Raw genomic sequence first — 25,535 nt, 5'->3', positions numbered from 1 at the left:
GCAGAGCTGCCGTCCGGGCCTGACGTCGACAAGAGGCTGTGCAATGTCGGACCGCTTCACTCCCACTTCTGCGGACAGGTTCACCTTCGGCCTGTGGACGGTGGGCTGGCGTGGCAATGACCCGTTCGGTGACGCGACGCGTCCGGTGCTGGATCCGGTGGAGTCGGTGGAGCGGCTCGCGGAGCTGGGTGCGCACGGGGTGACGTTCCATGACGACGACCTGATCCCGTTCGGGGCGGACGAGGCGGAGCGGGCGCGGCTGGTCGGCCGGTTCCGGGAGGCGTTGGAGCGCACCGGGATGAAGGTCCCGATGGCGACGACGAATCTGTTCAGCCATCCGGTGTTCAAGGACGGGGGGTTCACCTCCAACGACCGGGACGTGCGGCGTTTCGCGTTGCGCAAGGTGGTCCGCAACATCGATCTGGCGGCCGAGCTGGGCGCGCAGGTCTATGTGGCCTGGGGCGGTCGTGAGGGTGCGGAGTCCGGTGGGGCCAAGGACGTGCGTCTGGCCCTGGACCGGATGAAGGAGGCCTTCGACCTGCTGGGCGACTACGTGACCGGGCAGGGCTACGACCTGCGGTTCGCGATCGAGCCCAAGCCCAACGAGCCCCGCGGCGACATCCTCCTGCCGACCATCGGCCATGCCCTGGCCTTCATCGAGCGTCTGGAGCGCCCCGAGCTGGTCGGGGTGAACCCCGAGACCGGCCACGAGCAGATGGCCGGGCTGAACTTCCCCCACGGCATCGCCCAGGCCCTGTGGGCCGGCAAGCTCTTCCACCTCGACCTCAACGGCCAGTCCGGCATCAAGTACGACCAGGACTTCCGCTTCGGTGCCGGGGACCTGCGCCAGGCGTTCTGGCTCGTCGACCTCCTGGAGACCGCCGGCTACGACGGCTCCCTGCACTTCGACTTCAAACCGGTCCGCACCGACGGTATCGACGGGGTCTGGGAGTCCGCGAAGAACTGCATGCGCAACTACCTCATCCTCAAGGAACGCGCCGCCGCCTTCCGCGCCGACCCCGCCGTCCAGCAGGCCCTGACCGCCTCCCGCCTCCACGAACTCGCCCGGCCCACCGCCGAGGACGGCCTCAAGGCCCTCCTCGCCGACCGCACCGCCTACGAGGACTTCGACACCACCACCGCCGCCGAACGCTCCATGGCCTTCGAAGCCCTCGACCAACTCGCCATGGAACACCTCCTCAACGTCCGCTGACCCACCCCCCGGAACAGGTGCCCGGACCACCACCACCGGGCACCCCGTTCCGCCCTGCCGTGATTCAGCCGGATCCGCACAGGGGCTTGACTACCACCCCGTGGGAGCGTTCCCATGGGCGCCGGCCCCCCTCTTACCGCAAGGGCACCACCGTGACAGAACCTTCCCCGGACGGGCGGATCCGACGTCGCAGCCGCCGCACCAGGCGGATCGTCGTCCCCCTCACCGTCGTCTCCGCTCTCGTCGCCGGCACCGTTCTGTCGGGGTGCGGTCAGCAGCGGGACGACGACGTCTACACCGTCATGAACTCCTCGACCGACGAGTCGTACCACCGCTGGGACGGTGACACCCTCGAACGCTGCGGCAAGCAGCTCGGGATCACCATCGAGCAGCAGAGCGTGCCGGCCTCGCAGCTGATGACGAAGGCGCTGCGGATGGCGTCCTCCAAGTCGCTGCCGGACGTCCTCCAGCTGGACGCGTCCGAGATGCCGACCTTCGCCGAGGCGGGCGGGCTGATCCCGCTGAAGGACCTGGGGCTGACCACGACGGACATACCGGAGGGGATCGTCGACTTCGGCTCGTTCGACGGGACGTACTACGGCGCGGCGCGCACGGTGAACACCCTCGCGCTGTTCTACAACAAGGACACCCTCGACCGGGCCGGTCTGGAGGTGCCCACGACCTGGGCCGAGATGCGGTCGACGGCCGCGAAGCTCACCCAGGGCAAGCGGTACGGGCTGGCGCTGAGCGCGGGCGGCGCGGAGGACGGCGTCTTCCAGTTCACCCCGTTCATGTGGTCCAACGGCGGTGACGAGTCGAAGCTCGACACCCCCGAGGTCGCCGGGGCCCTGGACTACTGGAAGGCACTCCTGAAGGACGGTTCGCTGTCCAAGTCCACGGTCAACTGGACCCAGGCCGACGTGAACGACCAGTTCATGGCGGGCAACGCGGCCATGATGATCAACGGCCCGTGGCAGGTGGAGACCCTGAACGCCAGGGAGGGGCTCGACTGGGGTATCGCCGGGATACCGGTGCCCGAGGCGGGCGACGACTCGGTCGGCCCGCTGGGCGGCGGGGTGCTGACCGTGCCCAACACCGGGGACGGCGAGCGCGAGAGGACCGCCGCGAAGATCATCGGCTGTATGGCGGGCGAGCAGGAGCAGATCACCTACGCGCTGAACAGCTGGATGGTCCCCGCAAACACGAAGGCAGCCGCCGTCTGGCGCACGAAGGCCCCGGAGCTTGCGGCCCTCGCCGGACAGGTCTCGACGGCCCGTTCCCGCACCGCGAAGGTCGGCGCGCGGTGGTCGTCCGTGTCGCTGGCCCTGCAGAGCGCCTTCCAGTCCGCGCTCACCGGCGCGTCCAGCGAGGCCGCCCTGAAGCGTGCCCAGCAGCAGGCCACGAGCGGGAACTGAGGTAACGAACCATGTCATCCACCACAGCCTCGGCCGCGGCGCGGCCGGCCGGTCCGCAGGCCCCTGCGGCCGGTTCGGCCAGGAAGCCCGTGGACCCGCGCAGCGCCAGGCGCCGCAGGTCGCTCGCCCAGTGGGGGTTCATCGCCCCGGCCGTGCTCTTCATGGCACTGTTCTTCGGCTACCCGCTCGTCCGCAACCTCGTGATGAGCTTCCAGGACTACTCGCCGTCCACCTTCTTCACCGGTGAGGCGCCGTTCAACGGCACGGACAACTGGCGCACCGTCTTCGACGACGGGCTGTTCGGCAAGGCCCTGTGGCAGACGGTCCTGTTCACCGTCGGATCGCTCGCCGGGCAGTTCTGCATCGGCCTGGCCCTCGCCGTCTTCTTCACCCGGCGCTTCCCGCTGAACGGGATCCTGCGCTCGCTGATCCTGCTGCCGTGGCTGGTCCCGATGGTCGTCTCCGGCATCGTGTGGCGGCGCATCTTCGACCAGGACACCGGGGTCCTCAACTCCTTCCTGGGCACCGTCGGCCTCCCCGCCGGCACACCCTGGCTGACGAGCACGAGCATGGCGCTGATCTCGGTGATCCTGGTCAACATCTGGATCGGCATCCCGTTCAACATGGTGATCCTCTACGGCGGCCTCCAGGAGGTCCCCAAGGAACTGCACGAGGCCGCCGCGCTCGACGGCGCCTCCGCCTGGCGCACCTTCCGCTCGGTCACCCTGCCGGTGCTCAAGCCCGTGATCACCGTGGTGCTGGTGCTGGGCTTCATGTCGACGGTCAAGATCCTCGACCTGGTGCTCGCCCTCACCGACGGCGGGCCTGCGGACTCCACCCAGACGCTCGGCACGCTCACCTACCAGAACTCCTTCGTCCAGATGGACTTCGGGGCCGGTGCCGTGGTCGGCAACATCCTGATCCTGATCTCCGCCGTCTTCGCGGTGTTCTACCTGCGGGTCAACCGCAACGAGGGGAAGTGACCGGCATGGCGACCACCACCCAGACCCCCGCCGCCCCGGCTCCCGCCACCGTCCGCCGGACCGGACGCAGCTGGGGGGCGACGGTCTTCGGCGTCGTCGTCCTCGCGGTGATGCTGTTCCCGCTGTACTGGATGGTCAACACCGCGCTGCAGCCCGACGCCGGCCTGGTCGACGTCGGTCCGGTCCCGACGGGCGTGGACCTCTCCGGCTTCACGTCCGCCCTCACCGAGCAGGGCACCAACCTGCTGACCTCGCTGGCCGTGGCGCTCGGCGCCGTGGCCATCTGCCTGGCGATCTCCGCGCCGGCAGCGTACGGGCTGGCGCAGTTCTCGGTGCGCGGCAGCCGGACGATCGTCTTCGGCACGCTCATCACCCAGATGGTGCCGGGCATCGTCATCGCGAACGCCCTGTACAGCGCGTACGTGGATCTCGGCCTGGTCAACTCCTACTTCGGGCTGATGCTGGCGGACGCCTCGCTGGGCATCCCCTTCGCGATCGTGCTGATGCGCTCGTTCATGGTGTCGATCCCGCGTGAGGTCATCGAGGCGGCCGAGGTGGACGGTGCGGGCCGGATCCGCACCTTCGTCCGGGTCGTCCTGCCGATGAGCCGGAACTCGCTGATCACCGCCGGGCTGTTCTCGTTCCTGTACGCCTGGAGCGACTTCATGTTCGCGCTCACGCTGAACACCACGGACGACGTCAAGCCGATCACCCTGGGGATCTACCAGTACATCGGCGCGCACGTCGGCGACTGGGGTTCGGTCATGGCCGCGTCCGTGCTGTCCGCGGTGCCCGCCGCGGTCCTGCTCGTCCTGTCCCAGAAGTACATCGCCGCCGGTATCACCGGTGGCTCGGTCAAGTAAGGCATCTCATGAGTGACTTCCCGGTCTTCCCGCCCGGATTCGTCTTCGGCGCGGCCACCGCCTCGTACCAGATCGAGGGCGCCGTGCAGGAGGACGGCCGCGGCCCGTCCATCTGGGACACCTACAGCCACACGCCGGGCAGGACGGACGGCGGCGACACCGGCGACGTCGCCTGCGACCACTACCACCGTTACCCGCAGGACGTGGCGCTGCTGCGCGACCTGGGCGTGCAGTCGTACCGCTTCTCGATCGCCTGGTCGCGGATCCAGGCCACGGGCAGCGGCGCGGTCAACCCCAAGGGGCTGGACTTCTACTCCCGGCTCGTCGACTCGCTCCTGGAGGCGGGCATCGAGCCGGCCGCCACCCTGTACCACTGGGACCTTCCGCAGGCCCTGGAGGACGAGGGCGGCTGGCGGGTGCGGGAGACGGCGGAGCGCTTCGGCGCGTACGCGGCGAAGGTCGCCGAGCACCTGGGCGACCGGGTGCCGCGCTGGATCACCCTGAACGAGCCGTGGTGCAGCGCCTTCCTCGGCTACTCGGTGGGCCGGCACGCGCCGGGCGCGCAGGAGGGCCGCGGGGCGCTGGCCGCCGCGCACCACCTGCTGGTCGGGCACGGCCACGCGATGGACGCGCTGCGCGCGGCGGGGGTCCGCGAGGCGGGCATCACCCTCAACCTGGACCGCAACGTCCCGGCCACCGAGTCGGACGCCGATCTCGCGGCCGTCGTCCGGGCGGACACCCAGCACAACCTGGTCTGGACCGAGCCGCTCCTCGCGGGCCGCTACCCGGCCACCGAGGAGGAGACCTGGGGCGAGCTGATCACCGGCCAGGACTTCCGCCGCGAGGGCGACCTGGAGCTGATCTCCCGGCCGATGGACTTCCTGGGCGTCAACTACTACCGCCCGATCGTCGTCGGCGCCGCCCCGCACCGCGAGGCGGACCCGGCGCTGCGGGTGGCCACGGACAACCGGTACGCGGAGGGCCGGTACCCGGACGTCCGCAGGACGGCCATGGGCTGGCCGGTCGTCCCGGAGACCTTCACCGACCTGCTGACCACGCTGAAGCAGACGTACGGGGACGCCCTGCCGCCCGTGCACATCACGGAGAACGGCTCGGCGGAGTCCGACCGTGTCGAGGCGGACGGCTCGATCCACGACGCGGACCGGGTGGAGTACCTGCGCACCCACCTGACGGCGCTCCGGGCCGCCATGGACGCCGGTGTCGACGTACGCGGGTACTACGTGTGGTCGCTGCTGGACAACTTCGAGTGGGCCCTGGGCTATGCGAAGCGGTTCGGGATCATCCGGGTCGACTACGACACCCTGGAGCGCACCCCGAAGGACAGCTACCGCTGGTATCAGCAGCTGATCGCGGCGCACCGGGACTGACCGGTTCCCCGGTGGCGGGGGCCTGCGCGTGCACCGCGGCGCGTACGCCCCCGTCCCGCGTTTCCGGGCTCGGCGCGGGGCGACGGTCCCGGCGACGACGTCGTGGAGACACCCCACGGCGAGTTCCTCGGCCCGCTCCCGTCGTTCGAGCACCGCTTCGGTGCCGTCCCGCCACTGCCGGCAGAGCTCGACGCAGGCCAGGACGGCCCTCCCGGCGTCCTGCCGGTCGTGTCCGCAGAGGGTCGCCCGCAGCGCGCGGGCCTCGGCCGGTGCGACGGACTCCGGGCGGCGGACGCCGCGGGGCGGAGCACCCGCACGCGGAGCGGCCATCGGGCCCAGCACGGTGTCGCGCAGACAGGAGCCGGCGGCTCTCAACGCACCGCGTACGCCGCCGGGTTGTCCAGCACCTCGTGCACCACGCGGGCCGCCGCGCCCCGCGCCGCGTCGCCGGACAGCGACGAGGCCCGCAGCCGGCTGCCGTTCTCGTGCCAGCGGCCGGAGACCACCCGGGCGGTCAGCTGGGCGTCCGCCGGGCCCTCCAGCCAGGGCATCAGGTCGCGGTAGATGCCGCCCAGCACGACCGCCTCCGGGTCGAAGAGGTTGACCGCGCCGGCCAGGACCACGCCCAGCCGGTCCCCCGCCTCGCGCAGCGCGGTGACGGCCCGGTCCTCACCGGCCGCGGCCCGCTGCTGCAGCTCGGCGACACCGCGCACGCCGGTGTCCGGGGCGATGCCGGCCGCTCGCAGCAGGGCCGCCCGGCCCGCGTACTGCTCCAGGCAGCCGCGGGCTCCGCACCGGCAGAGGGGGCCCTGCGGGTCGACGACGACGTGGCCGATCTCGCCGGCGAACCCGTGGGCGCCGCGCAGCATCTCGCCGTTCACCACGAGCGCGCCGCCCACGCCGATCTCACCGGTGAGATAGAGGAAGGTGCGTACGCCGCCGAGTCCGCCGAACCAGAACTCGGCGAGGGCCGCGAGGTTGGCCTCGTTGTCGGAGCCCACGGCGAGCGCCCGCCCGGCCGGGCGGAGCGTGCTGAGCGCCTGGCCGAAGATGCCCTCGGCCGCGACCCTGCTCCAGCCGAGGTTGGGCGCCTGGCGGACGACGCCGCCGGAGACCAGGCCGGGCAGGGCCAGTTCGACGCCGACGACCCGCAGTCCCTGTTCCCGGGTGGAGGCGATGACCCGGTCGGTGAGCCGGGCGGCGTGGGCCAGGACCTCGGCGGGCGGGACGTTCCGGTGGTCGGTGTGCTCGGTGACCCGGACGCGGTCGGTCCCGGTCAGGTCGACGGCGCACACGGAGACGTAGTCGATGTTGATCTCCACGCCGAGGCCGGCCGGCCCCGTGCGGGAGAGTTTCAGGACGGTGCCGGGCCGTCCGGCCGAGCCGCTGGAGGTCTTGCCGGACTCGCCGAGGCAGTCCAGTGCGAGCAGTTCCTCGACGAGCGAGGACACGGCGGCCCTGGTCAGCCCCACGAGCCCCGCCACCCGGGCGCGGGTGACCTCGCCCTCGTCACGGACGGTCCGCAGGACCAGGCTCAGGTTGTGACGGCGCACGGAGTCGTGTCCGGCCTTGGACGCCTGCGAAGTGAGGGTGTTCTTCATCGGACCTTCGAGCCTAAGGGGTGTCCCGTCGTCCCTGGTGGATCAGGCGGAAGGGCCGCACCCCCCGGGGGGTGCGGCCCTTCGCTCACTGCCCGAGCGCTCAGTTGCGGATCAGGCTGCGCAGGACGTACTGCAGGATGCCGCCGTTGCGGTAGTAGTCCGCCTCACCGGGGGTGTCGATGCGGACGACGCCGTCGAACTCCACACCGGTGTCGGTGGTGACCTTGACGGTGCGCGGCGTGGTGCCGTCGTTCAGCCCGGTCACGCCGGTGAAGGAGAAGGTCTCCTCGCCGGTCAGGCCGAGGGACTCGGCGGTCTGCCCCTCCGGGAACTGGAGCGGGAGGACGCCCATGCCGATGAGGTTCGAGCGGTGGATGCGCTCGTAGGACTCGGCGATGACGGCCTTGACGCCCAGGAGCGCGGTGCCCTTGGCCGCCCAGTCGCGGGACGAGCCGGAGCCGTACTCCTTGCCCGCCAGGATGACGAGCGGGGTGCCCGCGGCCTGGTAGTTCTGCGAGGCGTCGTAGATGAACGACACCGGGCCGCCGCCCTGGGTGAAGTCGCGGGTGTAGCCGCCCTCGGTGCCCGGCGCGATCTGGTTGCGCAGACGGATGTTGGCGAACGTACCGCGGATCATGACCTCGTGGTTACCACGGCGCGAGCCGTAGGAGTTGAAGTCGCGGCGCTCGATGCCGTGCTCCGTGAGGTACGAGCCGGCCGGGGTGTCGGCCTTGATCGCACCGGCCGGGGAGATGTGGTCGGTGGTGACCGAGTCGCCGAGCTTGGCGAGCACACGGGCGCCGGTGATGTCCTCGACCGGGGTCGTCTCCATCGTCATGCCCTCGAAGTACGGGGGCTTGCGCACGTAGGTGGACTCGGAGTCCCACTCGAAGGTGTTGCCGGTCGGGATCGGCAGCGCCTGCCACTGGGCGTCGCCCGCGAAGACGTCCTGGTAGGACTTGTTGAACATGTCCTCGCCGATGGCGTTCGCCACGACGTCGTTGACCTCGGCCTCGGAGGGCCAGATGTCCTCGAGGAAGACCGGCTTGCCGTCCTGGTCGACGCCGAGGGCGTCCTTGGTGATGTCGACCTTCATGGAGCCGGCCAGGGCGTACGCGACGACCAGCGGCGGGGACGCCAGGTAGTTCATCTTGACGTCGGGGTTGATCCGGCCCTCGAAGTTGCGGTTGCCGGAGAGCACCGAGGTGACGGCCAGGTCGTGGTCGTTGACGGCCTTGGAGACCTCGTCCGGCAGCGGGCCGGAGTTGCCGATGCAGGTGGTGCAGCCGTAGCCGACGAGGTTGAAGCCGACCTTGTCGAGGTACGGCGTCAGGCCCGCCTTGTCGAAGTAGTCGGTGACGACCTTCGAGCCCGGGGCGAGGGTGGTCTTGACCCACGGCTTGCGGGTCAGGCCCTTCTCGACCGCCTTCTTCGCCACGAGCGCCGCGGCGACCATGACGTACGGGTTCGAGGTGTTGGTGCAGGAGGTGATCGCGGCGACGGTGACGGCGCCGTGGTCCAGCTCGTACGTCGTGCCGTCGGCGGCGGTGACGGTGACCGGGTTCGACGGGACGCCGTCGGAGGTGGCCGGGGCGTCGGAGGCCGGGAAGGACTCCTTGCCCGCCTCCTCGTCGTCCGCGACGTAGTTGCGCACGTCCTGGGCGAACTGCGCCTTGGCGTTCGCGAGGACGATGCGGTCCTGGGGGCGCTTCGGGCCGGCGATGGAGGGGACGACCGTGGAGAGGTCGAGCTCCAGCTTCTCGGAGAAGTCCGGCTCGGCGGCCGGGTCGAGCCAGAGGCCCTGCTCCTTGGCGTACGCCTCGACGAGCGCGACCTGCTGCGCGTCGCGGCCGGTGAGGCGCAGGTAGTTCAGCGTCTCGTCGTCGATCGGGAAGATCGCGGCGGTGGAGCCGAACTCCGGGGACATGTTGCCGATGGTGGCGCGGTTCGCGAGGGATGTGGCGGCGACGCCCTCACCGTAGAACTCGACGAACTTGCCGACGACGCCGTGCTTGCGGAGCATCTCGGTGATGGTCAGCACGAGGTCGGTGGCGGTGGTGCCGGCCGGGAGCTCGCCGGTCAGCTTGAAGCCGACGACGCGCGGGATGAGCATGGAGACCGGCTGGCCGAGCATCGCGGCCTCGGCCTCGATGCCGCCGACGCCCCAGCCCAGCACGCCGAGGCCGTTGACCATCGTGGTGTGCGAGTCGGTGCCGACGAGGGTGTCGGGGTACGCCTGGCCGCCGCGGACCATGACCGTGCGGGCCAGGTGCTCGATGTTGACCTGGTGGACGATGCCGGTGCCCGGGGGGACGACCTTGAACTCGTCGAAGGCGGTCTGGCCCCAGCGCAGGAACTGGTAGCGCTCCTTGTTCCGGCCGTACTCCAGCTCGACGTTCTGGCCGAAGGCGTCCTTGGTGCCGAACTTGTCGGCGATGACGGAGTGGTCGATGACCAGCTCGGCCGGGGCCAGCGGGTTGATCTTCGCCGGGTCGCCGCCGAGCTCCTTGACGGCCTCACGCATGGTGGCGAGGTCCACGACGCACGGGACACCCGTGAAGTCCTGCATGATCACGCGGGCCGGCGTGAACTGGATCTCCTGGCTGGGCTGGGCCTGCGAGTCCCATCCGCCGAGGGCCCGGATGTGGTCGGCGGTGATGTTCGCGCCGTCCTCGGTGCGGAGCAGGTTCTCCAGCAGCACCTTCAGGCTGTAAGGCAGGCGCGCGGAGCCCTCGACCTTGTCCAGCTTGAAGATCTCGTACGACTCGTCACCCACGCGCAGCGTGCTGCGGGCGTCGAAGCTGTTCGCCGACACGACAGTCTCCTTCTTCAATGTGCGCGTTCAACCGCGCCGCGCCTCATGTGCGGCCGGCGCCGCCTGCGGCCCCCACCATCCGCTAAGGTAAGGATTAGTTAGGTAACCCTTACTGAACGGCGGCTGCGGTGCGCCTCGGCAGATATCTCGATGTCGAGATAACTCTAGTACATCGCCGCCGCGCGGTCATGCCCGGGCGTCCGTGTCCGGCGCCACTCCGCGATGACGCACGGCCGCGGCCGGAAACCGGACGCCTCCGGACCGGTCCGCCGGGGCCCCGGCCCCGGCGGTGCGACCGGACCCGAGCGCCCGTGCGTGACGCGCGTCGTCGCGCACGGCGCCCGCGGACGCCCGGCGCGACAGCAGCCCACCGAACTCCGCACACCCACACCGACCACGACCACCCTGCCCGGAGAGCGCGTGCACTTCACCGATACCCCCGATGCCGTGCGGGCATGGGTCCACGGCTGGGCCCGTTCGCGCGGCGCCGGCGAACCACGACCCCGGCCCTGGGGCTTCACCGTGACGATCGGAACCCCCGGGAACGTCATGAGCCACGTCCTGCCGACCGCCGACGAGGCGACCGTGCGGGAGCTGACCAGCGGCGCAGCCGGCCCCGGGGTCTGGCTCAAGGCCTTCGTCCCGGCGGACTCGCTCGCCGCCTGGATCGCGCCGGGCTGGTCGCTTCCCGCCGCACCAGGCTCCCTGATGTCCACCGCCCTGACCGCCGGCTCCTTCCGCACCCCGGCCCCGCTCCCCGCCGGCTACCGGCTCCGCACCTGGAACCACGGCGGCGTCGTCCATGCGCGGGTACAGACGGCCGACGGCACCACCGCAGCGCGCGGGCAGACCTCCGTCGACGGCGGCACCGCCGTCATCGACAGGGTGGAGACCCACCCCGCCCACCGGCGCCGCGGACTCGGCCGGGTCATCGTGGTCGCCCTCGGCCGGGCGGCCGCCGAACGGGGCGCCACGGTGGGCCTGCTGGCGTCGACGGCGGAGGGACGCGCCCTGTACGAGGCGACGGGCTGGGAGGTGGCCGCACCCCTGGCCAACGCCCTGCGGGGGCCGAGCCCTGCCGACGCAGGGGAACGGCAGCGGCAGCGCATCGGGGCGGCCACCTCGCGGTAGTACGGACGGGACGGCGACCCCGCCGTTCCCGAGGCGAGGCGACGACCACGCCTCAGGAACGGCGAGCCGCGGGGCGCAGGGGGAGGGCGGGCCCGACGGGATACGGGATGCGGGATGCGGGATGCGTCCCACGGGTCGCGCGACACGTGGGCCGCGGAGACGCGGAGACGCGGAGACGCGGAGACGCGGAGACGCGGAGACGCGGAGACGCGGAGACGCGGAGACGCGGAGACGCGGAGACGCGGAGACAACGGGGCGCAGGGCCTGTGGGACACGAGGTCAGCGGGGCTCACGCGGCGGGGGATGCACGAGGTACGGCCCCGGCCGCACGCGGCAATCGCCGGGCGTACGGACGGAGATGTCCGCACGGTTCCGCGCGCATGACCCGACGGCTTCGGGATACCCGTAGGTTCTCGACAGAGGAGGCGCAGATGCCGCTCACGTTCCGCAAGAGCTTCCAGATCCTTCCGGGCGTCCGACTGAACATCAACCGTCGCTCGTGGTCCGTCACGACCGGCGGGCCGGAACGGCCCGAAGCGCACGCACAGCAGCACCGGGCGGCGCACCACGTCCATGAACCTGCCGGGCCCGTTCGGCTGGCGGAAGACGACCAAGCGCACCCGTCACAGCTGAGTCACCCGTTCGGCCCGGCTCCGCGCGCCGGGCCGCCGGACACGCCTGAACCTGCAGACAGGCGTCTGTTCACGGCCCGGCACGTCACCGTCACCCGAACGCACCCCCTGGCGCGATCCTCATCTCATATCTGAGATAGCGTGCAGCCATGGAAGACGACTACCTCGTACGCATCGGCAAGCTCATCCGTGACGCTCGTCAGCATCGCGGCTGGACACAGAGTCAGCTTGCCGAGGCGCTCGCCACGAGCCAGAGCGCCGTCAACCGCATCGAGCGCGGCAACCAGAACATCAGCCTTGAGATGATCGCCCGCATCGGCGAGGCGCTCGACAGCGAGATCGTGTCGCTCGGCTACGCCGGACCCATGCACCTGCGTGTGGTCGGTGGACGCCGGCTCTCCGGCTCCATCGACGTCAAGACCAGCAAGAACGCCTGCGTCGCGCTGCTCTGCGGTTCCCTGCTCAACAAGGGCCGCACCGTGCTGCGCCGGGTGGCGCGCATCGAGGAGGTCTTCCGGCTCCTGGAGGTCCTCAACTCCATCGGCGTACGCACCCGTTGGATCAACGAGGGCGTCGACCTGGAGATCCTCCCACCCGCCGAGCTCGACCTGGACGCCATCGACGCGGACGCCGCACGCCGGACCCGCTCGATCATCATGTTCCTCGGCCCGCTGCTGCACCGCACCGACCGCTTCACCCTCCCGTACGCCGGAGGCTGCGACCTCGGCACGCGCACGATCGAGCCGCACATGATCGCGCTGCGCCGCTTCGGCCTGGAGATCGCCGCGACCGACGGGCTCTACCACGCGCAGGTCGACCACGAGGTCCGGCCGGACCGCCCCATCGTGCTGACCGAGCGCGGCGACACGGTGACCGAGAACGCCCTGCTGGCCGCCGCCCGTCACGACGGCACGACGGTCATCCGCAACGCGTCGTCCAACTACATGGTCCAGGACCTGTGCTTCTTCCTGGAGGCGCTCGGCGTACGCGTCGACGGCGTCGGGACGACGACCCTCACCGTGCACGGCGTGCCGGAGATCGACGCGGACGTCGACTACTCCCCCTCCGAGGACCCGGTCGAGGCGATGAGCCTGCTGGCCGCCGCCGTGGTGACGGAGTCCGAGCTGACGATCCGCCGGGTGCCGATCGAGTTCCTGGAGATCGAGCTCGCGGTCCTGGAGGAGATGGGCGTCGACTGCGACCGCACGGCCGAGTACGCCGCCGACAACGGCCGCACCCGGCTGGTGGACCTGACGGTCCGGCCCTCCAAGCTGGAGGCCCCCATCGACAAGATCCACCCGATGCCGTTCCCCGGCCTGAACATCGACAACGTGCCGTTCTTCGCGGCGATCGCGGCCGCCGCGCACGGCCAGACCCTGATCCACGACTGGGTCTACGACAACCGCGCGATCTACCTCACCGACCTCAACCGCCTCGGCGGCAGGCTCCAGCTACTGGACCCGCACCGCGTCCTGGTCGAGGGCCCGACCCGCTGGCGCGCCGCCGAGATGATGTGCCCGCCGGCCCTGCGACCCGCCGTGGTGGTGCTGCTGGCGATGATGGCGGCCGAGGGCACGTCCGTGCTCCGCAACGTCTACGTCATCAACCGCGGTTACGAGGAACTGGCGGAACGGCTCAACTCGGTGGGTGCGCAGATCGAGATCTTCCGGGACATCTGATCGGTAGGGTGTCGTGCCTCTTGGCGGCAAAGGGCACGACACCGCAACATGCCATCTGACCTGCGAATACTTACCTTCATGACCCTTCACTGATCACTGTTGCTTTTCAGCACCTTGCGCAACGCACGTGCAAGATGATTTTGCATGACTGACCGCACGTCAGGAAAAGCTGAGCAACCGTCAATTACACCTCAGGAGAAGTCTTCCAGATTCATGTCAGAATATTCATCAGGAAGTCCGGTCCACGGATCAAACCCTTCAGCGATAAGGCGCCCCCTCTCCCTGCGATGGAGAAATCTCTGCTCTCCGCCCCTCCATAGGGTTGCGTCATCGAAGGGGCACTCGTCAAGTTCACCAACGAGAATTTGTCTCAGGAATTCCGCCATTCCGTATCGCTGAATACTGACGGTTGAATCCCCCCGCACGACGACCACTGGCCAATCCTCAGGGTCGTCGCCAGAGGTAAGCCAACAGGCCACGTCTCCACCGATTGTCACCGCCCAGGCAATGAGCGGGAGCTTCACCAGGCCCGACCGCTCCGGCGTGCGCTTTAGACCCCAAGCAAGTCTCGCGTTCGCCGTCTCCTGCCCCATGGAGCCGGACTCATCACCCCGTGGCGGGCCAGGACGCGCAATATCCATACCGTCCGAGATCGAGCCGACCCCATAAACGGACATGAAGCACTTATAGTCCGACGGAAAGTTTGTCCCCCAGGACCGCTGCATCTCGGACCAGTCAACTTCGTCGCCAGCCTCATGATTCAGGGAAAGGAGTTCACTCAGCCCCTGAAAGGCCTGGTGACCAGTCAGCCCGATAACTCCGCCATTCGTCATGACATTCCTCCGATCGGAACAGGAAGCCCCTTGTAGTTGACAATACCGAAGTTCTTCCAGCCGCTTTTTTGCGTGTTGAGAGAGTTCGGCACCAGAACATCAAACCTCTCCCCGGGAAGATTGCCTGGCGCAACACCCTCGGCCTTCATGTGAAATGCAACTGGAACCGTTCTAGGTCCCGCATACACAGGCTCCACGGTGTACCGAACGACTTCCCCACGGCTGACAGCTGCCTCAACTCTGTCCTCATACTTGACCATGGTGTCCTGCAGCCTCCCAGGACCGTCGACGTGGGTGTTCGCAGGTCGCGTGCACGTAGCCAGGTTAGCGAGGTCCGTCCCCGAGCCGCCCAGCTGCTTCCCGAGGAGATGGCAGTTGTTCACAGCGCTACTCGGACTTTCACCATGAACGGCGGCATACCGGCCAGCCCAGTTGTAGCCCGGCGGGCGGGTGTCCTTTTCGGTCTTCGTCCCGCCCTGGATCTGCGTAAGGTCGAGGCAGGCGTTCATGGCCGTCGCCCGGTTCCCGTTCGCGGCATCCCGCTGCCCGGGTTCCTTCCACCCCTTGCCATTTCGACGGCAGTCCTTGGGCTTGTCGTCATCGGTACCTGAACCAGGGTCAGCTCCTGCGGCCGGATACGGGGTCGGGGCTTGCTCCGGCTGGAACTGGTCGTTGCCGGCCAGGTTCAGCATGTTTAGTGCGCCGACGATCATTTTCCAGCCATCGCCGGGCGTCCAGCCGCCGTTCTTGGGGTCCCAGTCGGGCTTGGGCGCCGGCCGATTCGGGGCCGGCTTGGGGTTCGGGCCGTTGTTGACGTTCTGGTCGATTACCGGGCGGGGCGGGCGAACTGCGGCGCGGACTGACTGGGCTGCAGCACTGCCCAGGTTCGGATAGGTGGGGGCAGTGTTCCAGCGGGGGTAGTAGGGGGTGTATCCCGCGCCGCTCCCTCCCCCTGCCGATGATCCAGTGGAGTGCGAGCTGCTGAACCTGCTGGCCTGGGCTCGGATCGCGGCGGCCGTGGACCGTGCGTAGCTGTTCGACAGGACATTGGTCTGGACGTAGCTGTTACTCATGGTGTCGCTACGCGAACGCACGTACCGGTCGGCGGCCACTGCTCCGCCTCCTACGGCGATTACGCCGGCGGTTCCCCAACCCAGCGCTTCCCAGACAGCGAGTCCGCCGAGAGCTACGAGTGGGAAGAAGTGCCCGGTCGGGTCGGTGCCGTTCTGGGGTGATCCGAAGCCGTAGGAGTAGCGGTTGGCGCGTTGTGCGGACTGGGAGGGGTCGAGCTGCCAGGTGTCGCGGGAGGTGAAGCCTCCGGTGCCGGGCTGGTACCAGCGGGCCGCCATGTTGACGTCGCCGGATGTGGGGTCGGTCCAGCCGGACTGGTAACCCAGGGCGGGGGTGGTGCCGTTTGTGGCGGTCTCCTGGCCGAAGGGGTCGTAGGCGGTGGAGCTGATGACCTGGGTGCCGTCGGCCGAGAGGCCGGCGACCAGATCGGTGTGCTGGTCGGTGATGGACCACTGCGGGGCCGCATTGCCCGCCTGGCTGGCCAGCAGGGCGCCGTCCGGGGTGCGGCTGTAGACGCTGGTGCCGTCGCTGAGTAGGTTGTTGGATCCGCCGTCGTAGCTGAACGTGGCGTTGCCTTGTTGGGCGACGCGGTCGAACGAGTCGTAGGTGAACGTCGCCGAACCGTCGCTGACCTTGCGCTCGAAGGCGTCGAACGTCAGAGCCCGGGATGCGCCGGCGCCCTTGGTGGCCGCGGCAAGAGTTCCGCGTGCGGTGTAGCCGTACGTGGTGGTGCCGTCGTCGGTCAGACGGTTGCGGGCATCGTACGAAGCGGTGGCTGCTCCTGCCTTGATGCGGTTGCCGGCGTCGTCCCATCCGTATGCGGTGGTGGTCGTGCCGCTGGTCCAGGACGTCATCCGGCCGGCCTTGTCGTAGCCGTAGGTGTTCTTCCCCGCGCCTGCGGTTCCGCTCGTCGTCTTCTCGGTGAGGCGGTCGTCGAGGTCGTAGCCGTAGGTGGTGCCGGCCTTCTGCGTTGTCTTGTCCAGGTTGGCGACCTTGTCGCTCGCGAGGCGACCGAGGCTGTCGTAGGTGTAGTCGCGACGGGCGGTGGCTTCGTACTCCGTGGAGCCTGCGGGCTTGACCGCGTACTCCTCGAGCAGGGGCCTGCCTGCGGTGTCGAAGTCGTACCAGATGTCGCTGTCGCTGAGGGAGTCCCAGACCCAGTCGATCCGGCCGCCGTCGTCGTACCCGTAGTACGACTCGGATTCGACGCCCACCCGCTCGGTCATGTTGCCGTCGGCGTCGTAGCCGTAGCCGACCTTTCCGCCAGGGCCGTCGGCGGTGAGCAGTTGTCCTCGGTCGTTGTAGGTGTACGTGTTCCGTGCGAGGTCGTTGCCCGTGCCGGCGGCGGTGATGCGGCCCGCAAGGTCATAGGTGAGGGTGCGGTCGGTGGTGGCGGCCTCCGCGCCCGTGCCGGTCTCGCGAACGAGGCGGCCGAGGCCGTCGAAGGTACGTCGGCGCTCCACGCCGCCGGGCAGCAGCTCGGCGATGTCCTGGCCCGCCTTGTCGTAGACGGTCGTCCAGGTGCGGTCGGTAAGGGCTGGGTGGGCGGTGGTGGAGGGTTCGATGGTGGACTCGGGCAGGTTCCAGGGCGTGAAGGTGTACGTCGTGGTGTTGTCCCGGCCGTCAGTCAGCCGCGTGCGGTTGCCCGCCGCGTCGTAGCCGAAGGTCGTCGTGATGGACTTGGCGTCCGTCACGGGTTCGACCTGCTTGGTGATGTGCCCCAGTGCGTCGTAGGTGTACGTGGTGCGCGCCTGAGTGCTGGAGACGGTGGCCGTCCTGTTGCCGTCGGCGTCGTACTCCGCCTTCGCGGTACGCAGCACGCTCTGGCCTGTGCCGTAGTCCGCTGCGGCTGTGACGTTGCCGAGCGCGTCGTATGTGGTAGTGCTCCTGCGGTCGGTCGGGTCGGTCATCTGGGTCTGCCGGCCGAGCCGGTCGTAGCTGAGCCGGGTGACGCCGTAGACCGGGTTGGTCACCGTGGTCGTCTCCCCCGCCGGGTTGTACGTGGCGGTGGTGGTGCGGCCTGCGGGGGTGGTGGATGCGGTCTGGTTGCCCGCGTCGTCCCAGACGTACCGCGTCGTGAGGTTCTGCAGGGTCGGATACTGCTCGACAGTCGTCGCGGTCAGCTGACGACCGAGCTCGTCGTAGGTGGCCTGAGTCCTGGCCCCTGTCGGGTCGGTGGCTGAGAGTTGCAGGCCGGTCGGGGTCCAGGTGAACTCCGAGACGCCCGCTCCGTCGAGGTCGGTGGAGGTGCTGTCCAGCAGGCCGGACTTCTCCAGTCCGAGAACAGTGGGAACGGTGCCCGCGACGGGGTCGGTCTGCCGGACCAGGCTTCCGAACTGGTCGTAGGTGTAGCGGCTGGTGCGGCCCAGCGGGTCCGTCGTCGTGGCGGGTCTGCCGAGGGCGTCGTACGTGGTGCTGCTTACGGCGCTGATCTTGGTGCCGCTGGGCGGTGTGTAGTCGGGGAGGGTGACAGCGGTGGGCTGTCCGAGGCCGTCCACAGTGGTGCGGGTGACGGCTCCCCGTGCGTCACGGCTGTCCGTCGCTTCGCCGAAGGTGTTGTATCCGCCCAGAGTGGTCGGCGTGGCTGTGGCAGCCGTCCCGCCCTTGTTCTCGACTGAAGTGGCCGGTGCCTTAGTTTCCACCAGGCGCCCGAGCGCGTCGTACCGGTAAGTGGTGCGGTATGTGTCGGGGTCGGCTCCTTCCGCGTTGCCCCTGGGGGCGACGGTGGAGGTGGGCAACCCTCGCTGGTCATAGGTGCTGGTGGTGATGTGGGTGGACGTGCCGTCGGTGATCTGCTGGCGGGTGACGTTGCCCGCGGCGTCGTACTCAGCGGTGGTGGTCAGCCGCTTCCCCGAGCCGTCGACCGGCCGGCTCTCCTCGGTCAGCCGGTCGTCCGCGTCGTAGGCGAGGTCGGTGATCCTGTTCAGGCCGTCCGGGTCGAGGGCGCTGCGGGTGGTGCGCCCGGTCGCGTCCACGGTGTGCGTCATGGTCACGCTGCCGCCGCCGGTGACCTGGCGGGTGAGGTTTCCGGCACCGTCGTAAGTGTTCGACTCCAGCTGGACATCGCGCCGGGTGCCGTCCGCCTGCTTCACCTGCCGTGCCGTGCTCGTCGCGGTAAGACCGTCGTCGAAGTAGCTGAACGTGGTGGTGGCGCCCATCGCGTCGGTCGAGGAGGCCAGGCGGCCTGCGGGATCGTAGGCGTTGGAGGTGACGACCAGGTCGCGGACTTCGCCGGTAGGTGACCCGGTCCAGTCCTTCAGGACGGTTTCGGCGTGCTGGCCGCGCGGTGTGTAGGCGTAGGTGAGACGGGTGCCGGTCGGGTCGGTCGTCGTGGCGGCCCGTCCCATGGCGTCGTGGGTGAGGGAAGTGACATGGTCCTCCGCGTCGGTGACCGTGTCGTTCAGGCCGTGGCTGTCGTAGTGATAGCTCGTGGTGCGCTTGGCGTCGCCGCCTGAGGTGTCCTCGGCCGACTCCGTGAGCAGGTTGCCGTCGGCGTCGTACGACCGGGTGATCTTCGCAGTGTGTGTCACTCCGGTGATCTCGTTCTTCACGCCGACGCCGGACTCGGAGACGACTCGGGACATGGTGTCGTAGCCGTAGCTGGTGGTCACGCCCTCAGGAGCGGCGTCGGATATCTGCTTCTCGGCAGTCTTGCGGCCCAGGCCGTCGTAGGTGAACTCGGTGACCAGTCCGGAGGGCGAGGTGATCGCGGCGGTGCTTCCCGTGGCGAAGTACCGGTAGGTGGTCACCGCGCCGCCAGGAGTCGTCTCCTTGGCGACCAGCCCGGCCGGGGTGGTCCCGCCGCCGACAGCTGCTTCGCTGCCGTCGGTGTAGGCGGTGGTCGCGGTACGGGCGTCCGCGAGCCTGGTGGTGCTGGGCAGGCCGAGCGCTGTGTAGGTCAGGGACGTCTTGTAGCGGTCGTCGTCCGGCCCGGTGGAACGTGCGTCCCGTGCAGTGACCGGCTTGTCATTGCGCGGGTCGAGTTCGTCGTCCGGGTTGAGGTAGTACTCGGTGTACGCGCTCCAGCACGAGTCCGCGTCACGGCACGTCGTGGTGGTGACCGCGTTGCCCCGGGCGTCGTGCCCGGTGACCGTGGCGTGCCCGTTGGGGTCGGTCACGGTGTGGATGAAGCCACCCGTGTCGTAGGTGTAGGTGGTCACCCCGTCTTCGGCGTCCGTGACCTGCGTGGGCCGCATGCCCTTGAGCGCGTCGTACGACGTACGGACCGTGTGTCCGAGGGGGTCGGTCACGCCGATGGTGGCCGCCAGCGAAGAGAGCCCGGACCGCTCGCGTGACTGGAAGTGGTCGGCGACCTGGTCGGCCGACAGCGCCTTGCGGTAGATGGCTGCTTCGTCGATCTGTCCGGTGAACCGGTAGGTACCGCTGGCTACTCCCATCCACCCGGAGCTTGCGTACCCTGCGCCGAGGTAGGCGTACGCCAGCCCCTGCTCGGAGATCGTGCCTGCCAGCGAACCGACGAGCACACCGTCCAGATAGAGCGACTGAGTGGTACGGGCACCGGTGAGCACTGCGTGGTGCCACTTGCCGTCGGTCACCGTCTGGGTGGAAGTGATCGGCTTCGCGCCCGGATTACCCGTCAGATACCACTCACCACGCAACTTCCCTGCCTCGTCAATGTTGAGGGCGGGGCGCCAAGAAGTCGGCGTGGCGCCGAGTGCGGCGTTCTGGAATCCGAGCAGCACACCGGACTTCGTCGTGTTGAACCAGAGTTCGGCCGTGAGGTCCGTGGTGCCTGCCACCAGATTGCCGGGGACGGAGACCGCCCCGGTCCCGGAGAGCTGAACCGCTTGCCCGTCGCCCGTGCCGAAGATGCCTGTCGTTCCTGCAGTCGCATTGACGTAGGTGCCGTTGCCCTGAGCAGCTGTGACCCTGCTGACTGCAGTGGTCGCGCCCTTGTTCTCGTCCAGCGGCCAGTACGCGGCCGGGGCGTCCCCGACGATCTCGCCGCGGTAGTGGGCGCTGTCACCGGTGATTAGTGCGGACCGGGCGGCGTAGTGCTTCTTGACCGTTGCCGCACTCATGGTGCGCTCGTACAGCGCGACCTCGTCCATCTGGCCGGTGAAGTGGTAGGTACCCGCAGCCACCCCCATCCAGCCGGAGCTCGCATAACCCGCACCGAGATAGGCGTACGGCCTTCCCTGGTCGGATATGGTGCCGGCCATCGACCCGACCAGTTGACCGTCCAGGTAGAGGGACTGCGTATTCACTGCTCCGGTCAAAACGGCGTGGTGCCACTTGTTGTCGGTAACCGTCTGGCTCGACGTGATCGGGTCCGCGCCCGGGTTACCGGCCAGGTACCACTCTCCGCGTAGCTTTCCGGCGGTGTCGATGTTGAGCACCGGCCGCCAGGACGTGGGGGTCTCGCCCAGCTCCACGTCCTGCAGGCCCATCAGCACACCGGACTTGGCTGTCTTGAACCACAGCTCGACCGTGGGAGTGGTCGGGCTCGTGGGCAGGTCGTTGGGCAGCTGGACGTAGGAATCGGCGCTCCCGTCGAAGGTGGCGGCGGTGTCGTCACCGTCCGCGAAGACACCGGCTGCGCCCAGCGTTGTCCCGTCCCCGTAGGAACCCTCCGATCCGTCGCCTGCGGCGCTGACCGCCTTGGATCCGGAGCGCTCCCCCAGCCGCCAGTAGCCCTCTGGTGCGAAGGCCCGCACTTCGTCGGCGTACGTGACTGAACCGGCTGAGTAGTCGGGGGCGGAGACCTTCCACGTTCCGCCGTTGTCGTCGGTGTGCTCGGTGAGTCGGCCGGTGGCCGGGTCGTAGACGGCGGAAGCGTGGGACCTGCCCGAGGGAAGGGTCACCTTGGTGATTCGGCCAGCGGCCTCGCGCGCGGTGTAGTGGTCCTTGACAGTCGCCGCGTCGAGGGGGCGTCCGTAGACCGCGACCTCGTCCATCGTGCCGCTGAAGCGGTGGGTGTCAGCCGCTACGCCCATCCAGCCCTCGTTGGCCCAGCCCGCGCCGAGGTATGCCTTCTGGTCTTCGCGCATGCTGACGGTCCCGGTCAGGCTTCCGACCTTGGCCCCGTCCAGGTAAAGGGTCTGCGCGGTGCCCTGGCTGGTCAGGACGGCATGGTGCCAGGCGTTGTCGGTGACTGCCTTGGGGGAGACGATCGGCTTCGTGCCGGCGTACTCGACCGTGTAGAACTGGCCTCGCAGCTTGCCGTCGGCGTCCACGTTGAGGAAAGGACTGTATCGGGTCGGCTTGGATCCGATCTCGGCGTCCTGGAGAGTGGCGAGTACTCCGGGCTGGGTGGTCTTGAACCAGAGCTCGACCGTCAGGATGTCGGAGGTCTCCAGAGCTGCGTCCGGGAGTTCGACGACTGAGTCCCGGCCGTCGAAGGAGGCAGCGGTGTCCGTCGTTCCGGTGAGCGCGGAAGTAGCGCCAAGGGTCACGTCACGGTAGAGGGCGTCGTTGAGGCCGTCGCGGGAGGGCGCGCTGCTGCTCGCGGTGGAGCCTTCCTCCTCGCCAAGTGGCCAGTACGACTGTGGGCCCGCGTCGAGGACCATGCTGTGGTATAGCGAACCGTTCTCATAGTCATACCCAGTGCACTGGGTCGAGGACGAAGGCGGGCACACCTTCGTCAGCCGGTCGTCGGAGTAGCTGTATGTCCAGGTGAGTCCGGGTGAGCCTGCACCCATGGGGCTCGTGGTCACCGAGCTGATGCGGCCGCCGGTCCAGGTGAAGTGGAGCGAACGGCCCGAGAGCTTGTCCGAGACCGTGCTCAGCGTGCGGTTGTCCGCCCCTCCGTAGGTCAGTGTCTGTACTCGGCCGGCGCTGTCGGTGACGGAGGTCAGCAGTCCCGAGCTGTCGAACCGGGCTGTCGTCCCTCCGCGTTGGCGCATGGTCCAGCCGGTCGAGTCCGCGACAAGGTCTGTGGTGCTGCCGGAGGGACCCGCGAGCGTGCCGTCCGGATTGCGGCCGAAGCGCACCTGCGACCCGTCGGCCCGGGTGACCATCACGGTGTTGCCCACGGTCTCCTGGACCAGTCGCATGTCCCAACGCGTCGACCAGCCGACGCCGAAAGCGTTGGTCCGGCGCGGGTCCAAGGAGTTGTACGTACGGGTGACGGAGAGCTCCGGTCCGACGGTCGGCATCGCCGCGTCGGTCGCCGCAGTCACATAGTTGCCGGAGCGGGCGCCGATCTCACTCGTGCCGTCCGCGCCACCGAGGTGACTGGTCACCGCGGGCTGCGGGACCGATGTGGTGAAGACGGAGGCGTGCGGCTGGGACGAGGTCGCACTGCCGTCGTAGACGTATGCGTACCAGGCGTAGGTCTTGCCCCAGGACAGCCATCCCGCCGGGACCGTCCACTGCTGCTTGGTGCTCCGCGTCCCCTTGCGGCAGTTCTTACGGCTGTCGCTTCCCTCGATCTCGCAGACTTCGAAGGTGTAGCTGAGGGCCGATGACGGGTAGCGGTCGGTGTCCTTTCCGTTCGCCCAGAGGGCCGGAGTGAGGGAGTCCACGGGGGTGCCGCTCGCAGGCGCCTCGGCCGTGAGCACCGGCGGTATGTTGACCGCGGATATCTTGACGGCCGCGCCCGGCACCCCTGCCGTGGTGAAGCGGGAGACGCCGAGATCCGTCATCGTCCACTCGATGGTGTACGTGGCTGGCGTCAACGGTGCGATCTTGGCGTCCAGCGTCACGCTCTCGCCGGGAGAGATGTCGCTCGGCATGAGCGTGTAAGCGATCTTCGAGCTGTCGGTGATCTCCGTGCCGGAAGCGTTGTACAGGTTGTAGCGGAGCCTGTAGTCGCCGCCCTTGGGCCAGGTCGCCTGCCCCCGGTTGGTGACGGTGACCTTCATCGACCCCTGAGTGGTGGCGGTAACCGGCGCGGTGAAGTCGCCCAGCCCGTAGGTCGCCCCGTACGGCGTCCACGTGACATCCAGGCTCGGCTTCCCGTTGGGGTAGTCGTCCGAACCGAACTGCTTCCATCCCTTGGAGTCGGACGTCGATGCCTTGACGGCCAGCCCGTAGTTCTTCTTCCGACCGTGTGTCCAGTCATCCACCAGCTTGCGTCCGGCCGAACCCAGCTTGATGGACTCCCACTTGGCACCACCACACGGGTAAGCGGTCTGCCCCTCCGGGCGCCAGCCGTGCGCGAAGCTCTTCGACGCGAGAGCAGAACCCGTCGACGGCCCGGGGTACTTGGTCGTGGTCGACTCAGCCCAGTTCGACGTGATCGGGTGGACCGTCACGGGCCTGGCCGTACACGAGTAGGAGTACGTGTTGTACAGCGCCAGGCTGGTGTTGACCACCCAGGCGTTCTTGAGAGTGGTCTCCAGGCCCGAGAAGCGCAGGAAGGCAGCCGCCTTGTGACCCCCTGCATCGTAGGTGCCGGTCTTCAGCACGGTGTCACTGGAGAAATTCTGGTTGTACGGAGACTGCACGTACGTCCCTGAAGTCGCGTTCACCGACTTCAGGGACGGGTCCACCCGTACGGGGAAGACACGCTCGGGGGACCGCAGCCACTCCTGGTCCATGGTCACCACAAGGGTCTGCTGCCCTGCCTCCTCGGTCAGACCGAACGTCACGCCCGAGGAGATCTCCCCCTGGGCGGAGTTCTCGGCATGACGGGAGTCCTCCATCCAGCCGGCCGGCATCCACGCCCGCTCGACGCCCTCGGCGTCGGTGAAGGACACACCGCCATGCTCGGCGATGCGCGCGGTCAGTCCTTGTACATGGAGAGGGAAACGCCACGTTGACGGCGCATCCTTACTCCGGAGGACCATGGTCTCCTTGAACGACCCACTATCGGCCACGAACTCAAGGTCTGCGTCGTCCCGCACCTCGGGGTAGGTAATGGCACTGCCGTCCACCCGCCCCTCCGACTCCTGCGCGTCCTCCAGCCCGTAGCCCACCGACAGGCCGTCACCCAGCCCCATCGTCACAACAGGTCCGTCCGCGGCGTCGCCGGCGAAGTCGAGCGGCGCCTCCGTGGTGGTCGTCTGCCAGCCCAGTCCCTCGTCGTTCCCGCTCATCGTGTGCGAACCAGGTGCGTCCGCAGGCACGAGGGAAGAATCGACTTTCTGCCATTCGCCCTGGCCGTCCAGGAAGTTGACCTGCTCGTTGTAGAAGCGGGTGGTGTAGGTGCCGTCCTCGTTGAGAAACGTGGACTCCCGCTCCTTGCGCTCGCCCTTCACCTCTGCACTGCGCTCAGGGTCGAAGCCCGCAGGCGTCACAGGGTTCGGAGTCTCCACTTCCACGGTCTGCCCAGGAGCGGGCAGCGTCACCTCACGTTCCAACTGTGGCTCTGATACGGCGCCCTCCGCAGGGAGTTCACCCGGCGCATCCACCGCGTTTCCCCGCCCCCCGGTGGCCACCGCGTCCGTGACGCCGGTGGAAGCCCTGTGGCTGCGCCCAGCAGCTGAACCCCAGTCCTGGTCCGGCACTTCCCCCACGGGCACACGAACCACGTCAGTCTTGTCAAAGGCGACAGCCGCCTGCTCCGTGCCGGCAAGAACGGCCATCGCGAAGGCGACGGCAACAACAAGGGGACGCACAGCACGCACAAGGACTCCCACGCGGATGATCAAGACATGAGATTTGTATGAGAATCACTCCGGTAGTGCAAGTCTCGAATAGATTTTGTGATGTTCACGTGATGATCAAGGGATCGTCTGAGCCGCACCGCCTCTCCCTCAACTCAATGGAGGGGCAGCGGGGTTCACTAGACCGGTGACGCCCAAAAGTCATGGTTGACATGGATCGCACCGGCAGGCGGGTGAATGCGATGCCATCGCGCTTCCCCTCAACCCTCCACAACACACCCCCGGCGCATCGTGGCTGCGGACGTCCGAACCGCATGTCCTTGTCTCCTACAGATGGCCCGGCCCACAAAACCTCAGCGAGGGAGAGTTCCGGGCGGTCAAGAATCCTGCGCTGGCGCA

Annotated in this window: 11 protein-coding genes and 1 pseudogene; 8 read left to right on the top strand and 4 right to left on the bottom strand. The window is 68.7% G+C overall.

Annotated features, from left to right (window positions below; translation table 11 throughout):
* Positions 1-43: 43 nt before the first annotated feature.
* The 5 genes from xylA to ABZ172_RS22135 all read left to right on the top strand — a co-directional run bounded on the left by xylA (position 44) and on the right by ABZ172_RS22135 (position 5,862).
* Positions 44-1,213 (top strand): xylose isomerase, encoded by a 1,170-nt coding sequence (gene xylA, locus ABZ172_RS22155; RefSeq protein WP_356885559.1) that lies wholly within the window; start codon positions 44-46, stop codon positions 1,211-1,213.
* A 152-nt stretch (positions 1,214-1,365) separates the two neighbouring features.
* Complete coding sequence (locus ABZ172_RS22150; RefSeq protein WP_356885557.1) at positions 1,366-2,628, top strand: sugar ABC transporter substrate-binding protein; 1,263 nt, start codon at positions 1,366-1,368, stop codon at positions 2,626-2,628.
* Between the two features lie 11 nt (positions 2,629-2,639).
* On the top strand, positions 2,640-3,611 hold the full coding sequence (locus ABZ172_RS22145; protein WP_356885555.1) for a sugar ABC transporter permease: 972 nt from the start codon (positions 2,640-2,642) through the stop codon (positions 3,609-3,611).
* A 5-nt stretch (positions 3,612-3,616) separates the two neighbouring features.
* Positions 3,617-4,474 carry a carbohydrate ABC transporter permease gene (locus ABZ172_RS22140; RefSeq protein WP_356885553.1) on the top strand — a complete coding sequence of 286 codons (858 nt, stop codon included), beginning with the start codon at positions 3,617-3,619 and terminating at the stop codon, positions 4,472-4,474.
* A gap of 8 nt (positions 4,475-4,482) precedes the next feature.
* Positions 4,483-5,862 carry a GH1 family beta-glucosidase gene (locus tag ABZ172_RS22135; protein WP_356885551.1) on the top strand — a complete coding sequence of 460 codons (1,380 nt, stop codon included), beginning with the start codon at positions 4,483-4,485 and terminating at the stop codon, positions 5,860-5,862.
* Positions 5,863-6,233: 371 nt separating this feature from the next.
* Here ABZ172_RS22135 and ABZ172_RS22130 read toward each other — a convergent pair whose 3' ends face one another.
* Complete coding sequence (locus ABZ172_RS22130) at positions 6,234-7,463, bottom strand: ROK family protein (protein WP_356885549.1); 1,230 nt, start codon at positions 7,461-7,463, stop codon at positions 6,234-6,236.
* 100 nt (positions 7,464-7,563) lie between these two features.
* Positions 7,564-10,278: an aconitate hydratase AcnA gene (gene acnA, locus ABZ172_RS22125; RefSeq protein WP_356885547.1), complete on the bottom strand. Its 2,715-nt coding sequence runs from the start codon at positions 10,276-10,278 to the stop codon at positions 7,564-7,566.
* Positions 10,279-10,698: 420 nt separating this feature from the next.
* Here acnA and ABZ172_RS22120 point away from each other — a divergent pair, with 420 nt between their 5' ends.
* From ABZ172_RS22120 to ABZ172_RS22110, 3 genes and pseudogenes are all read left to right on the top strand, one after another.
* Positions 10,699-11,409 carry a GNAT family N-acetyltransferase gene (locus ABZ172_RS22120; protein WP_356885545.1) on the top strand — a complete coding sequence of 237 codons (711 nt, stop codon included), beginning with the start codon at positions 10,699-10,701 and terminating at the stop codon, positions 11,407-11,409.
* Between the two features lie 431 nt (positions 11,410-11,840).
* Positions 11,841-12,042 (top strand): annotated as a pseudogene (locus ABZ172_RS22115) (DUF4236 domain-containing protein).
* 148 nt (positions 12,043-12,190) lie between these two features.
* Entirely contained in the window at positions 12,191-13,720 is a 1,530-nt protein-coding gene (locus tag ABZ172_RS22110) for a UDP-N-acetylglucosamine 1-carboxyvinyltransferase (protein ID WP_356885543.1), read from the top strand.
* 191 nt (positions 13,721-13,911) lie between these two features.
* Here the strand turns inward: ABZ172_RS22110 and ABZ172_RS22105 are convergent, their stop codons facing one another.
* Together ABZ172_RS22105 and ABZ172_RS22100 are read right to left on the bottom strand one after the other, a co-directional pair.
* Entirely contained in the window at positions 13,912-14,553 is a 642-nt protein-coding gene (locus ABZ172_RS22105) for a hypothetical protein (protein WP_134666432.1), read from the bottom strand.
* Positions 14,550-25,115 carry a LamG-like jellyroll fold domain-containing protein gene (locus tag ABZ172_RS22100; RefSeq protein WP_356885620.1) on the bottom strand — a complete coding sequence of 3,522 codons (10,566 nt, stop codon included), beginning with the start codon at positions 25,113-25,115 and terminating at the stop codon, positions 14,550-14,552. The genes ABZ172_RS22105 and ABZ172_RS22100 overlap by 4 nt, the downstream gene beginning before the upstream one ends.
* Positions 25,116-25,535 lie beyond the last annotated feature (420 nt).

The sequence above is a fragment of the Streptomyces sp. NPDC006296 genome (assembly GCF_040613235.1).
GTDB lineage: Bacteria > Actinomycetota > Actinomycetes > Streptomycetales > Streptomycetaceae > Streptomyces.
Note: the sequence above shows the minus strand (reverse complement) of the source record. Positions and strands in the feature narration are given on the sequence as shown.

Excerpts from the sequence above, each read along its gene's own strand:
- ABZ172_RS22105 (WP_134666432.1), bottom strand. The coding sequence starts at position 14,553 with ATGACGAATGGCGGAGTTATCGGGCTGACTGGTCACCAGGCCTTTCAG.
- ABZ172_RS22135 (WP_356885551.1), top strand. The coding sequence starts at position 4,483 with ATGAGTGACTTCCCGGTCTTCCCGCCCGGATTCGTCTTCGGCGCGGCC.
- ABZ172_RS22130 (WP_356885549.1), bottom strand. The coding sequence starts at position 7,463 with ATGAAGAACACCCTCACTTCGCAGGCGTCCAAGGCCGGACACGACTCC.
- ABZ172_RS22140 (WP_356885553.1), top strand. The coding sequence starts at position 3,617 with ATGGCGACCACCACCCAGACCCCCGCCGCCCCGGCTCCCGCCACCGTC.
- ABZ172_RS22110 (WP_356885543.1), top strand. The coding sequence starts at position 12,191 with ATGGAAGACGACTACCTCGTACGCATCGGCAAGCTCATCCGTGACGCT.
- xylA (WP_356885559.1), top strand. The coding sequence starts at position 44 with ATGTCGGACCGCTTCACTCCCACTTCTGCGGACAGGTTCACCTTCGGC.
- ABZ172_RS22145 (WP_356885555.1), top strand. The coding sequence starts at position 2,640 with ATGTCATCCACCACAGCCTCGGCCGCGGCGCGGCCGGCCGGTCCGCAG.
- ABZ172_RS22100 (WP_356885620.1), bottom strand. The coding sequence starts at position 25,115 with ATGGCCGTTCTTGCCGGCACGGAGCAGGCGGCTGTCGCCTTTGACAAG.